The sequence below is a fragment of the Nocardia sp. NPDC006982 genome, assembly GCF_042869435.1.
Taxonomy (GTDB): Bacteria; Actinomycetota; Actinomycetes; order Mycobacteriales; family Mycobacteriaceae; genus Nocardia.
In genome coordinates this window covers 1-13,508 of the sequence record NZ_JBIAFV010000050.1, presented here as the reverse complement: position 1 = coordinate 13,508, position 13,508 = coordinate 1, and the positions used below count along the sequence as shown (strand labels likewise).

Here is a 13,508-nt window from a genome sequence, read left to right as displayed (position 1 = left end):
GATCGGGATGCGCTCACCGATCGACTACGAGCAGTCCCTCAAAGCTACCCCCGAAGCAAGCTAACGCTGTCCACTTTTTCGGGGGAACCCCAGACTGCCTAATCGTACTCGTAGGCGAGCCTGGTTGAAACTACCGGGCGCAGCTGCACAGCTAGTGTGCTGATTCGCTGTTTAGCGCCGTAAGTTGTTGCTACCGTTGATGGGTGGTGCGGACTGGGCGGCCGAAGGCTGAGTTGACTCTGTCGGACGAGGAGCGTGACCAGCTTGCGCGGTGGGCGCGAGGGGATTCCCGGCTGTCGGAGCGAGCGCGAATTGTGTTGGGGTGCGCGGAGTCTGGGGCGGTGAGCAAGCAGGTCGCCGAGGGTCTGGGAGTGACTGCGGTGACTGTGGGCAAATGGCGCCAGCGTTTCGTCGAGTCGCGGCTGGACGGATTGGCCGATAGTCCGCGGCCTGGGCGTTCGAAGGCTGGGTTGGTGTTGACCGAGGAGGAACGCGCGACGTTGCAGCGGTGGGTGCGGCGGCCGAAAACGGCGCAGGCGTTGGCTTTTCGGGCGCGGATTGTCCTGGCTTGTGCGGAGGGTGTGTCCAACAAGCAGGTGGCTGTTGTGTTGGGGACGCGGGAGCAGACTGTGGCCCGGTGGCGTGGCCGGTTCGTGCGAGATCGCTTGCGAGGCTTGGTCGATGAGCCGCGGCCGGGTGCCCCGCGCACGATCAGCGATGATGATGTCGAACAGGTCATTGTGAAAACCCTCGAACAGGCTCCGGCAGGCGGGGACACGCACTGGTCGACACGGGGCATGGCGACGGCGACCGGCCTGTCACAGTCGGCGATCTGGCGTATCTGGCGGGCGTTCGGGCTCAAACCGCATCTGGTGGATACCTGGAAACTATCGACGGATCCGCAGTTCATCGACAAGGTCCGTGACGTGGTCGGGCTGTACCTGGACCCGCCCGCGGCGGCGCTGGTGCTGTGCGTGGACGAGAAATCGCAGATGCAAGCCCTGGACCGGTCGGCTCCGATGATGCCGGGAGTGCCCGCACGCCGCACCCACGACTACATTCGCCACGGCACCACCAGCCTGTTCGCTGCCCTGGACGTGGCCTCCGGCCAGGTCATCGGCCAGCACCACCGTCGGCACCGCCACCAGGAGTTCCTGCGGTTCCTCAAGACCATCGACGCCAATACTCCCGCCGACCTGGATCTCCATCTGATCTGCGACAACTACGGCACCCATAAAACCCCGGCTATCAACCGATGGCTGGCAGCCCACCCGCGTTTGCACCTGCACTTCACCCCCACCAGCAGCTCCTGGTTGAACCTCGTCGAACGCTGGTTCGCCGAGCTCACCAACCGCAAACTGCGCCGATCGGCCCACCGCAGCGTCACCGAACTCGAATCCGACGTCCAGGCCTGGATCCAGTCGTGGAACGAAAACCCGAAACCCTTCGTCTGGACCAAAACCGCTGACCAGATCCTCGACAGCCTCGCCCACTACTGCCACAAACTTACGGCGCTAAACAGCGAATCAGCACACTAGTGTGATGCGCCGGGAGTGTCGGAATAGCGGTTGATCTGATCTCGGTCCGATTCGGCCGAACCTGATGGTTCGGCAGGAAGGACCGACTGATGTCGGAGACACTCGACGCCGTGGCGAAGGATGCGGCGGACCCCACGAAGAAGCTGGCCGAGCAGTTGCTGGCCCAGGCCAGGGAGCAGGGCCTCGACCTGGTCGGGCCGGGTGGGCTGCTCAACCAGTTGACCAAGACCGTGCTCGAAACCGCTCTCGAGGCGGAGATGACCGAGCATGTCGGGTATGAGAAGCACGACCCGGCCGGGCGGGGAACGGGTAACTCCCGCAACGGAACTCGTTCGAAAACGGTGGTCACCGAGATCGGGCCGGTCGAGATCGACGTGCCGCGTGACACCGGCTCGACGTTCGAGCCGAAGATTGTGCGCAAGCGGCAACGGCGTCTGTCGGGGGTGGATGAGATCGTGTTGTCGCTGAGCGCGAAGGGGTTGACCACCGGGGAGAGTGCGCCGTGAGGCGCTGCTGGATCGTGAGGAGGTGAAAGACCTTCTCCCTCGGGCTGTCGCAACAGTCCGGGGAAGCTGAGGGCAGCCCGATCCGGGAGATGCCGGGGAGGGTGGCAAGCGGCCCTGACAGCGCCGGGACGTGCCAGTACTGCCAGATGGTGCGGGTCCGGCAAGCGAGTCGGAAAGGCATACGTGAGGAACCGGCGTTTACGTCTCCTAAGTGGTCACCGGTTGTCGAACCTGGCAGATGGCCGGTTGCGGTGCGCATCTGTCCGCCGATGTGGTGGGCGGAGAACTTCCGGGCAGGGATTTTCGCCTCTGCAGGGAGGCCATGGTGAAGGTTTGCGGCGTAACCATGGCGATGCCGCGGGGACCAAGTCGGGTGCCTCCTCCGATGAGCGATTCAGCAGTGAACACGGGAACCGTTGCGGGTCTGCCCTTCTCGCGCAGCCAGCGCGGCGCTTGGGCTGGGCTCATCGTCGGCTGATCGGCCTGCAACGGGGCGGAGCCGCCGTAGTACTCCGAGGTCGGGAAAGCCGATCACATGGGGAAGGGCGGCAGCGGATTTCGAGAAGGGACGGATACTGCAATGCCGGAAGACGCGGTGCCGAATGGTGGCGCTCCGGGCGATGCGGCCGCGAGTCGTGTCGTGCGGGTATCGGGGATGCAGGCCAAACTTCACCGTTGGGCGGCGGCCGATCCCGGCCGTCGGTTCGACGACCTGTTCAACTTCGTGCACGACCCGGCGACGCTGCTAGTGGCGTTCGACCGGGTCGCGGGCAACACCGGGGCCCGCACTGCTGGTTCCGACGGCTTGACGGTCGCTCGGATCGAGCGGGAGGTGGGTGTCGATGAATTCCTGGGCAACATCAGGTCGGCGCTCAAGGACGGATCGTTTCGTCCAGAGCCGGTGCGGGAGCGCAAGATTCCCAAACCGGGCGGGGCCGGGAAGGTTCGGAAACTCGGCATTCCCACCGTCGCCGACCGGGTTGTGCAGGCGGCGCTGAAACTGGTCCTGGAGCCCATTTTCGAGGTCGACTTCGAGCCGGTCTCGTTCGGGTTCCGGCCTGGCCGGCGAGCACACGACGCGATCGCCGACATCCACCTGTTCGGCAGCCGAGGCTACCGGTGGGTCCTGGATGCCGACATCGAGGCGTGCTTCGACATGATCGACCACACGGCCCTGATGGATCGGGTCCGTGGCCGGATCAGCGACAAGCGAGTGCTCGCACTGGTCAAGGCATTCCTCAAAGCTGGGGTTCTCACCGAACTCGGCGAGGAACGCGACACTCCGACCGGCACCCCGCAAGGCGGGGTCCTGTCCCCACTGCTGGCCAACATCGCGTTGAGCGTGCTCGATGAGCATCTTCACCGCGAATGGAAGCCAGGAGGGCAGATGTCGACGGACAATCGGCGCCATCGCCGGCGGGACCGGGGCCAACCCACCTGGCGACTCGTTCGTTATGCGGACGATTTCGTCGTCATGGTGTTCGGCACCCGGGAACACGTCGAAGCTTTGCGCGAGGATGTCGCGGCCGTGCTCGCCCCGATGGGACTGTGCTTGTCGCCGTCCAAGACACGGGTGGTGCACATGAGCGACGGGTTCGACTTCTTGGGTTTTCGCATCCAGTGGAAACGCAAGAGAGGAACTCGCGACAAGTGGCATGTCTACACGTTCATCGCCGATCGGCCCGTCCGATCGGTGAAGGACAAAGTTCGTGCCCTGACCCGCAGGAAGTCACAGAAACCACTGGGAGACACGCTGATCCGGATCAACCAGATCACGCGTGGCTGGGCCGCCTACTTCCAGCACGCCGTGGCCAAGCACACCTTCGACCGGCTCGCCTACTTCATCTGGTGGCGAATCGTGCGATGGACCAAGGCTAAACGCCGCTGGAGGTGGAAGGACGTCCACCGCTGGTTGCGCACATCTACTGGGTGGCAAACGATCACCGCGGACGGGACAGAGTTGCACAACATCGCGTCGACGACGATCACTCGATACCGTCGCCGCAGCACCTTCCCCACTCCCTGGACCGCCCTGAGCGCCTGACGGCAGAAACCGTGGAGAGCCCGTTGCGTTGAAAGGCGCACGGCGGGTTCGGCGAGCGGTCCGTAGAAACGGAGCGGCAGTAATGCCGCCACCGCGCTCCGGGCCGACTCGACTTTCGGCGCACTTCGCCGAGATCTATGGGGCTTCTGTCTCGAAGGACACCGTCTCGGCGATCACCGAGAAAGTGGTCGCGGAGATGACCGACTGGTGCAACCGGCCTCTCGACCGCGTCTACCCGGTCCTGTTCATCGACTGCATCCATGTGAAGGTTCGCGACGGTCAGGTCACCAACAAGCCGATCTACGTGGTCATCGGCGTCACTGTGGCCGGGGAACGCGACATTCTCGGGTTGTGGGCCGGTGATGGCGGTGAGGGCGCCAAATTCTGGTTGCAGGTGTTGACCGAGATCAAGAACCGTGGCGTGGCTGATGTGTGTATCACCGTCTGCGACGGGTTGAAGGGTCTGCCGGAGGCGATCACCACCGTATGGGACCGGGCGATCGTGCAAACATGTGTGATCCACTTGCTGCGCAACACATTCCGCTACGCGGCCCGCCAGTATTGGGACGAGATGAGTCGCGATCTCAAACCCGTCTACACCGCCCCGACCGAAGCGGCGGCCAAGGAGCGGTTCGACGAGTTCGCCGCCAAGTGGGGACCACGGTATCCGGCGATCGTGCGGTTGTGGGACAACGCCTGGAGCGAGTTCGTGCCGTTCCTCGACTACGGAGCCTGTTGCAGAATCGGTTTCGGAGTCAGAGGGCGGTCTTCGGGTCCGACACGTGTGAAGGCGTGGGGTGGTGCGATGTGGTCGGGGAGTCCCGGTGGCTCAGGCCGTGGCGGTTGCTCGGTAGATTTTCATGAGGTTGAACGCGGTGGCTGCCAGGTGCAGTTCGCTGGTCGCGTTGTCCAGGCCTCGGCAGGAGAACCGGTCGATGATCTTCTTGAGGTTGCCGATGCCCGGCTCGACGGTGGCACCACGCCGTCGGTAGAGCTGGCGGCCTTCAGGAGTGCGGAGTCGGTGCCGATTGTGTTCGCGGCGTGAAGCGTTCGCCGGTGGCGGTCCAGCTGTGGGTTCTTCGGCCTGCGTGCGGGCCTGGTCGCGGGCTTTGCCCAAAGCGATGAGCCGGTCGGGGCCATCTGCGTTCAGATTGGTCTCGCTGTTGTATCCGGCATCCGCGAGCACGGTGCCGATGACGTGCTCGGGATTTCCGGTCACCTCGTGCAGGCGGGTAGCGATGACTTGGGCGGCACGCATCATCGGCAGGAAACAGGCTTGATCGTTGGTCGATTGACCGACACTGACAGCGACGATGAATTGATCCCCGGTCACCGCGACGTGAGCGTTGTATCCCTGTAGATACCCTTTCCGGGTCGGCATGATCCGCGACTGCGGATCCGTTGTATTGGCAACAACTTTCGGCAACCCCACCGTGTCTTTGACTTTCGGTTCCCCAGCTGCGGCAGCGGCCTGTTCGGCACGGTGTACCACTCGTCGCGCCCGCAAGACTCGGGTGCTGGAATCCATCGGCACCGGTGGACGCCCCATCGGCTTCTTCCCCGCGGCGATCAACCCTGAATAGCGGTCGAGTTTGGCCTGATGTATCGCGATCTCGCGATCCAGATGCGCTCGCGCTTCGGGCAGCCGGTGTGGGCCGTCCGGTATCCGCCCGACGACCGGCAACCCCGCTTCCGAGCGGCGGCGGCGCGCGACAGCGACTGCCTCACGTTCCTCATCGACGCGGTCACGACGCTGTTGCTGCTCACGCAGTTGCTGCGCAGCCGCCCGGATCCGTTCGACTCGTCGATGACGGTCTGCCAAATCGGCCGGGACACGATCGGTTCTGTTGCCTGTCACGCGCGCAGCGGCGTCCTCGGCGTTGTCGATGCTTTCGGCCTCGTCGAGCATCTGGTGCACGTGCCGGTCGAACCATTCCTGGCCGCGGTTGGCGTCGATGGACGCATTCGCGGCGATCTTGGTCCCGTCGATCGCTACCGTCCCGAACCGACACATCCCGGCCTCGGCGGCGAACATCAAGACCTGAGAGAACAAGTCGCTGAACACATCTCGTGCCTGGCGCCGGAACCGGGCGATCGTCGTATGGTCCGGGCCGTCCTGGGCGCACAACACCCGGAACGCGACATCGGTGGCACACATCCTCTCGATCTGCCGTGACGACCGCACACCCTGGCAATACGCATACACCGTCAGCGCCAACAACATTCGAGGATCGAAACCTGCCGCACCGGCACCGCCACGACGGCGGGTCACCTGCTCCAACATCGCTGTGTCGAGAACCTCGACGCAGTCCAGGACGAACCACACCAAATGATCCGAGGGCAACCACTCACGCATATCGATCGGCAGCAACATCGGCTGATCCCGCAACACCGGACGATACGACTTGGCCACACCACATCCTCCCAGCCAGGCCCACCCGATTCTGCAACAGGCTCTACGACATCGAGATACGGCGAGTTATCTGCTCCACCAACGCCATTGAGTCCCTCAACGCCCGCTACCGCAGGGCGGTCCGAGCGCGTGGGCACTTCCTATTAGTTACGTGGAATCAATTCGAGGAGCTCGACGGCTCCGAATGTGACCACGGAACTGGGAGGCAGGCTTGGCGGTAACGGGGTTGGAGGAGAAGTGGCCGGTGCTCGGTCGGCACGAGCGGGCGGCCGGGTGGCTGCGGGTATGGACCGATCTGGGGCGGGCGCCGCGCACTATCGATGCGTATGCGCGCGGGTTGGCGGAGTTCCTGCAGGTCTGCGAGGACCACGGGATCGACCCGGTCGCTGCGAACCGCGCTGATGTCGCGGTCTTCGTTCGGGAGCTGACCGGGCGGGCCAGCCGCCGTGGCGCGAATGTGGTGTCGAACGATTCCGGGTGCGGGCTGGCGAACGCGACGATTCTGCAGCGGTTGGTGCCGGTGCGGTTGTTCTATGACTTCCTGATCGAGGAAGGTGTTCGGGAGTCCAATCCTGTTGGGCGGGGCCGATATACGCCCGGACGGAAATGGGGCGGTCAGCAGCGCGGGTTGGTGCCGCGGCTGGTGAAACTGCCGTGGATTCCGACCGAGCAGCAATGGCTGGATGTCCTGGCCGTCGCTGCGGCCGAGCCGCCGCGGAATCGGCTGATGCTGGCTCTGGCCTATGACGCGGCGTTGCGGCGGGAGGAATTGTGCTCGTTGCGCACCGAGGATCTCGATCCGGGCCGGCGGATGCTGCGAGTGCGAGCGGAAACGACGAAGAACCGGCTCGAACGGGTCGTGCCGTATTCGGCGCCGACCGGGGTGATGTTGCTGCAGTATCTGGCGCATCGGGCGACGATCAGCCGGGCGCGGGGTCCGCTGTTCCTGTCGGAGTCGCGGCGCAACAGGTCGCAGCCGTTGAGTTTGTGGACGTGGTCGAAAGTGGTGCGGCGCATCGCGATCGAGGCCGGAGTGCCGCAGTTTTCCACTCACACGACCCGCCACTTGTGTTTGACGGACCTGGCGCGGATGGGCTGGGAGTTGCATGCGATCGCTACTTTTGCCGGTCATCGCAGCACCGAGAGCACGCTGACCTATATCCACCTGTCCGGCCGCGAGCTGGCCGACAAGCTCGCGCGGGGAATGGACCACATTCACGCCTGGCGGGTGGAGATGCTGGCTCACCTCGGCGAGCAGGAGACCGGCCGCCGATGACTATGATGACCAATTCGCCAGCAGCGCAGCCTGTTTGGCAGTGGCCGCTGCGGCTGGATCGTTTCCGGCGCCGGGATCGGCTCTCGACCGGCGAGTCCGATGCTCTGCAGGAGCTCGGTTTCGATCTGCTGCGGCTCGACCGGGACCGCGAACACCGGCAATGGCCGGAGATCCGGCGGTTGACCGCACCACTGGACGAGGCGCTGGACGTGCTGCACTGGTATCCCGACACGGTGTTCCAGAGGCGGTTCGGACGCTATGCCACCGCGATTGTCCTGCACCGCTGCGGCGAGCTGGCCCGCGACTTCTGGGCCTGGTCGCCCCAGGAGTGGGCTGCGCTACTGCGCCCACAGCATCTGCGGGGCCGTTTCCCCGGGCAGCTCGGCATGCAGGCCCGTCCCTATCTGCTCACCCATGCCTATCTGCTGACCAGGTTCACGGCCTTCGATCTGGTCGGACCGTTCGCGCGGCAGACGTTGGCGCAGAGGGTGTTCGGCGCCGATGCCGTCGCTGAGGCGATCGAGCCGGTTCGCGCGGTGCTGACCGGATGGGGATATCGCGCGCCGTATCTGGAGTCGATGATCTGCACCCTGTTATTGCTCAACCACAGTCCGATGTTGAACGAGTTGACCTCGCCAGTGCTTGAGCGATTGCGTGCGGATGCGGCGATCGAACGGCATTTCCACGGCCGCCACCTGCACGGGGTTCACCGGGCGTTGGCTGCGCTCGGACACACCGGTGAACCACCGGCGCCGCGATTCGGGGACGGTCCCGTCCCCATCACCGGCACCGCCCCGGGCTGGGCGGCGATGGTCGAACGCTGGCATGCCACCGCGACCATCCAGCCCGGCACCCGCGACACCCACCGCGTCGTGCTGGCCAAGATCGGCCGATGGCTCGCCGCTGAGCATCCCGACGTCACCGGGCCCGCCGATTGGACCCGCCAGACCTGCACGGCCTGGATCGCTGCGGTCGACCGCATGCGCGTCGGCGACCACATCCAATCGCAGAACTGGCGTGACAGCCGCACCGAGCAGCTGGGAAAACCGTTGTCGGCCAAGACGAAACGCACCTATATTCGCATCGCCCGCACCTTCTTCCGCGACATCCAGGACTGGGACTGGATCCCGCGCCGGTTCGACCCCGCACGAGCATTGGAAACCCCACGCAGCATCCGAGCCCTGCAAGGACCCGACCCACGGGTCATCGCCGATGACCTCTGGGCCAAACTGCTCTGGGCCGGCCTCAACCTCGAACCCGGCGACCTGCCCGAAGGACCCGGAGCCCACCCGATCGACATGGTCCGCGCGATCACCCTCACTTGGCTGTTCAGCGGCCAACGCAGCGACGAAATCGCCCGGCTCCGCCTGGGCTGCATCCGCTGGCAACACGAGCACCCCTCGATCGGCGGCGACCCGCAGCCGGACAACGACCCGGTCTGCCTGCTCGATATCCCCACTCACAAGACCGGTATCGCGTTCACCAAACCCGTCGACCCGCTCCTGGGCCGGACGATCGAGGCATGGCAGGCCCTGCGACCGGCGCAGCCGCCAATGCTGGACCGCAAGACCGGCGAGAAGGTGCACCTGCTGTTCGCCATCCGGGCAGGACGGATCAGCAAGAACTACATCAACGACACGATCATCCCGGCGCTCTGCCGCAAGGCCGGGATCCCCGCTGCCGACATCCGCGGCCCGATCACCAGCCACCGCGCCCGCTCCACCATCGCGACACAGCTCTACAACGCCAAGGAACCGATGACCCTGTTCGAGCTGCAGGCATGGCTCGGACACCGCAGCCCGGAATCGACCCAGCACTACGCCAAGATCACCCCGAACACGTTGTCCAAGGCCTACTCCGAGGCCGGCTACTTCGCCCGCAACGTCCGCACCATCGAAGTCCTCGTCGACCGCGACGCGGTCGCCTCCGGCGCCGCCGCGGCCGGCGAGCCCTGGCAGCACTACGACCTCGGACACGGCTTCTGCACCTACACATTCTTCGAGCAATGCCAACACCGCATGGCCTGCGCCCACTGCGACTTCTACATCCCCAAGGAATCCAGCAAAAGCCAACTACTGCAAGCGAAATCGAACCTCCAACGGATGCTCGTCAGCATCCCGCTCACCGACGACGAACAAGCCGCCGTCCAGGATGGTCAAGCAGCCCTCGACCAGCTGCTGCAACGCCTCGCCGACACCCCAACTCCGGCAGGGACGACACCACGACAACTCACCGCCACCACCTCGCTGCCGATCATCGCCGTCAACGGCCGACCAGCACGAAGTTGACAATTCTGATTCCACAGAACCACCGAACAAGCCGCATTGAAGTGCCTGTATCTGGTGACTCGTTCACTGGACCCCACCGGCCGCGGCAAGGCACGATGGGCGATGAGGTGGAAGCCCGCACTCAACGCGTTCGCGATCACCTTCGAAGGCCGGATCACCCCGACCGGAAACTAACCCCTACCGAGGTCAGATCCGCCGTTTACCCGACACTCCCGATGCGCCAGATATTCTGCCTTTAGGTTATCGCGTTGATTGTGTGGATGTGGTGGGGTTGATTTTCGCGAGGTAGTCGGCGTGGGATTTGAGGATCTCATCGGCTGTTTTCGTCCAGGTGAACGGACGCGGGTTGTCGTTGCAGGTGTCGATCCAGTCTTTAACGTCGTCTTCGAGGGCTTTGACCGAGGTGTGGACGCCGCGGCGGATGAGTTTGTCGGTGAGTATGCCGAACCAGCGTTCGACCTGGTTGAGCCAGCTGGATCCGGTTGGGGTGAAGTGGATGTGGAAGCGAGGGTAGCGAGCCAGCCATGTTTTGTTCTCGGCGGTGTTGTTGGTGGCGCAGTTGTCGCAGACCAGGTGCACGCCGAGTTCGGCTGGAACGGCCTTGTCGATGGTGATCAGGAATTTCTTGAACTCTCGCGCGCGGTGGCGGCGGCGCAGTTCGTCGATGACGCTACTGTCGGTGATGAACGCGGCGAACAGGCTGGTGATTCCGTGGCGCAGGTAGTCGTGGGTGCGGCGCTCAGGCGTGCCCGGCATTATCGGCAGCACCGGCTGGGAGCGGTCCAGTGCCTGGATCTGGCTCTCCTCATCGCCCCTGGTGTGCTGAAGACTGCCCTGTTCCGAGGAATTCGACGCGTGACCGGGTGGCGCTCGGGGTCTCGCCAGTGTGTCTGCGGTAGACGCGGCGGAAGGCGGCCGGGTCGGCGTAGCCGACGGCGGCGGCAATCGCGTCGATGGGACGGCGGGTGGTGGCCAGCAGGCCGGCGGCGTGGGCGATGCGGAGGCGGTGGCCGAATTCGATGGGGGACATACCCAGGGCGTCGCGGGTTCGGCGGGCCAGCGTGCGTGGGGAAACCGAGGCGGCGCTGGCCAATTCGCGCAAGGTTGCCTGGCGGTCGAGGTTCGCGGTGACGTGATTTTCGACGGCGCGCAGTGTGGGGTCGGTGGCCCGAAGGTGTTCGAGCACCATGTAGCGGGACTGAGACATGCGGGCGTCCAGGACGAGGTAGCGGGCCACGCGGTGGGCCAGGTCTGGGCCGCCGAGGCGGGCCACTACGGCTAGCATCACGTCGGCGTGGGCGAAGGCCGCACCGGCGGTGAGCACCATGCCGCTGTCGACGACCATGCGGTCGGCCCGCACGGTCACGTCCGGGAAGCGGTGTGCGAATAGCGGAGCCAGCCACCACGTGGTGGTTGCGTCCCGCCCTGCCAGTAGTCCCGACGCGGCGAGCACGAACGTCGCCGAGCAAGAGGCGACCACAGTCGCGCCCCCGGCGGCTGCTCGCCGGATCAACTCGACGGCTCGGGCGGTGTCGGGCTGGGTAAGGAGGCGGTCGATGCGGGGCCGGTCGGCCGCAGACGGCCCGGGCATCACCAGCACGTCATCCGGGCCGAATTCCATAGTGTCCACGGTGATCCCGGCCGTGACCGGAATCGATCGTCCGCCGCCGGACCGAACATGCGCGCCGTCCATCGATACCACACATTGTGCGAGCAGCAACTCCGAGCGTACGGGCGCGTGGGCGTCCGCAGCGGCCAGCCCAGCAGCGGTATCGATAATGTCGAGCCCGACGCCCAGCGCACCTTCCAGCACGCCGTCCAGCGCGAGATGCGTAATCATATGGCAAGAATAGACCGAAGGGTGGCATTCTGGTCAATGGTGAGGTTGGCCGCCCTGCGGCATCGTTTCGACTATGCAGCATCCCTTCGCCCAAGATCCGCGCGACGACCCCCTCGACGACTTCACCGCCCGCTCGATCACTCTCGACGGTGTTACCCGTACGGTGTACGAGAGTGGCACCGGACCGGCAGTCATCGTCATGGCGGAAATGCCCGGCATCAGTCCGGACGTGGCCCGGTTCGCCCGCTGGGTGCGCGACGCGGGTCTCACGGTCTACATGCCTTCACTCTTCGGCCGTGATGGGGCGTACCCCGATGCTGCGGAAGGGCGTGCGGTATTCGAGCGCACATGCATCAGCGCCGAATTCCGAGCACTCGTGGCCAACCGGTCGAGTCCGGTCACCCGCTGGCTGCGTGCGCTGGCAGATCTCGCCCACCACGAATGCGGCGGTCCGGGGGTCGGGGCAGTCGGCATGTGCTTCACCGGCAATTTCGCGCTGACCATGATGCTCGAGTCGTCGGTACTGGCGCCCGTGCTGTGTCAGCCCGCATTGCCCTTGAACGATCCTGGCGCGTTGGAGATCTCGGGCGAGGAGCTGGCGACCGTGCGCCAACGCTTGGAACGCGAGGACCTCGTCGTGCGCGCGTACCGATTCCAAGGCGACCGCTTCTGCACCGCGCGACGCTTCGCGGCCTACGAGGCGGCGCTCGGCCCCCGCTTCGAAGGGCGAGTGCTGCCCGGTGCGGCCGCCAATCCGTACCCGCCGCCGTTCTTCGAGCAGTTCGTCGACTGTCCCCACAGTGTCGTCACCGCTCACCTCATCGACGCCGCAGGCGAGCCCACTCGCGAGGCGCGCGACGAAATCATCAGCTTTCTCGTCGAGCTGCTCGCTGCGGCGAGCAGCTGAGACTCCACGATCAACCGGGCGCGCCGGCTGAGACCGGGGTAAGTCGTGCGGAAGTGGTGTTGAGCCGATCGAGGACCTCCTGGTGTAGGATACCCCGGCGTCGAGAGCCATTGTGGTGCAGGAGATTTCGGTGAACCATCAGCGAGTGTATAGGCGGATATAGTAGACGAGGGAGGCGGTCGCGAAAGTCCAGCAACCATTGCGCAGCGGCCATCGGGTGGTGTCGTGGGCAACACTCGGAGTGTCTGATCGACTGTAGGTATCTCGAATCCGCGCGAAGTGTACAGCCGTGCCTCAATGTGTCGTCAGGGCGGCTAGCCGTCGCTCTAGTTCGGTTTGCTCGACGGCGTTCTGAGTAAGTGAGATAGCCCGCCGATACGCATCCGCCGCTGCTGCTTGGTCGCCGGCCCGGTTGAGCAGGTCGGCGTGGGTGGCATGCAGTGGCTGGTACCGCGGGAGCGAAGAGTCGGTCAGCAGCGGTCCGAGGAGGTCAAGACCGGCCCGGGGGCCTTCGGCGAACCCGACAGCCGCCGCGTGGTTGACCGCGACGACTGCCAACCGGCTGAGCTGGCCAAGTGCGGCGTATAGGTCGGCGATCTGCTCCCAATCAGCATCGCGGCGGCCCTGGCGGGTCGCACCTGGTGGGCGGGAAAATCCGGTGGTGGTCGCCTTGGTCGACGTCGTGGCCACTTGGCG

At 65.1% G+C, this 13,508-nt stretch carries 8 protein-coding genes and 5 pseudogenes; 9 read left to right on the top strand and 4 right to left on the bottom strand.

Annotated features, from left to right (window positions below):
- Positions 1-203 precede the first annotated feature (203 nt).
- From ACFYOW_RS48800 to ACFYOW_RS48785, 4 genes and pseudogenes are all read left to right on the top strand, one after another.
- Positions 204-1,538 (top strand): IS630 family transposase, encoded by a 1,335-nt coding sequence (locus ACFYOW_RS48800; protein WP_387298901.1) that lies wholly within the window; start codon positions 204-206, stop codon positions 1,536-1,538.
- An 89-nt stretch (positions 1,539-1,627) separates the two neighbouring features.
- Positions 1,628-2,032, top strand: a pseudogene (locus ACFYOW_RS48795) (transposase); the annotation flags it as partial.
- 667 nt (positions 2,033-2,699) lie between these two features.
- The gene (gene ltrA, locus ACFYOW_RS48790) at positions 2,700-4,088 is read left to right on the top strand and encodes a group II intron reverse transcriptase/maturase (RefSeq protein WP_387298905.1); all 1,389 of its coding nucleotides are present in this window, start codon (positions 2,700-2,702) and stop codon (positions 4,086-4,088) included.
- A 112-nt stretch (positions 4,089-4,200) separates the two neighbouring features.
- A pseudogene (locus tag ACFYOW_RS48785) lies at positions 4,201-4,815 on the top strand (IS256 family transposase); the annotation flags it as partial.
- Between the two features lie 102 nt (positions 4,816-4,917).
- Here the strand turns inward: ACFYOW_RS48785 and ACFYOW_RS48780 are convergent.
- Complete coding sequence (locus ACFYOW_RS48780; RefSeq protein ID WP_387298899.1) at positions 4,918-6,501, bottom strand: transposase; 1,584 nt, start codon at positions 6,499-6,501, stop codon at positions 4,918-4,920.
- Positions 6,502-6,545: 44 nt separating this feature from the next.
- On the opposite strand from ACFYOW_RS48780, the pseudogene ACFYOW_RS48775 reads away from it, so the two are divergent.
- From ACFYOW_RS48775 to ACFYOW_RS48760, 4 genes and pseudogenes are all read left to right on the top strand, one after another.
- Positions 6,546-6,641, top strand: a pseudogene (locus ACFYOW_RS48775) (transposase); the annotation flags it as partial.
- Positions 6,642-6,712: 71 nt separating this feature from the next.
- The gene (locus ACFYOW_RS48770; protein ID WP_387298897.1) at positions 6,713-7,777 is read left to right on the top strand and encodes a tyrosine-type recombinase/integrase; all 1,065 of its coding nucleotides are present in this window, start codon (positions 6,713-6,715) and stop codon (positions 7,775-7,777) included.
- Positions 7,774-10,065 (top strand): tyrosine-type recombinase/integrase, encoded by a 2,292-nt coding sequence (locus ACFYOW_RS48765; protein ID WP_387298895.1) that lies wholly within the window; start codon positions 7,774-7,776, stop codon positions 10,063-10,065. Before ACFYOW_RS48770 ends, ACFYOW_RS48765 begins: the two co-directional genes overlap by 4 nt.
- A gap of 12 nt (positions 10,066-10,077) precedes the next feature.
- Positions 10,078-10,239 (top strand): annotated as a pseudogene (locus ACFYOW_RS48760) (IS256 family transposase); the annotation flags it as partial.
- A 66-nt stretch (positions 10,240-10,305) separates the two neighbouring features.
- Here the strand turns inward: ACFYOW_RS48760 and ACFYOW_RS48755 are convergent.
- Together ACFYOW_RS48755 and ACFYOW_RS48750 are read right to left on the bottom strand one after the other, a co-directional pair.
- Complete coding sequence (locus ACFYOW_RS48755) at positions 10,306-10,860, bottom strand: transposase (RefSeq protein ID WP_387298903.1); 555 nt, start codon at positions 10,858-10,860, stop codon at positions 10,306-10,308.
- A 10-nt stretch (positions 10,861-10,870) separates the two neighbouring features.
- Positions 10,871-11,905: a GlxA family transcriptional regulator gene (locus tag ACFYOW_RS48750; RefSeq protein ID WP_387298893.1), complete on the bottom strand. Its 1,035-nt coding sequence runs from the start codon at positions 11,903-11,905 to the stop codon at positions 10,871-10,873.
- Positions 11,906-11,978: 73 nt separating this feature from the next.
- Between ACFYOW_RS48750 and ACFYOW_RS48745 the strand changes: the two genes are divergently transcribed.
- On the top strand, positions 11,979-12,812 hold the full coding sequence (locus ACFYOW_RS48745) for a dienelactone hydrolase family protein (protein ID WP_387298891.1): 834 nt from the start codon (positions 11,979-11,981) through the stop codon (positions 12,810-12,812).
- Positions 12,813-13,106: 294 nt separating this feature from the next.
- Here ACFYOW_RS48745 and ACFYOW_RS48740 read toward each other — a convergent pair.
- Positions 13,107-13,508 (bottom strand): annotated as a pseudogene (locus ACFYOW_RS48740) (hypothetical protein); the annotation flags it as partial.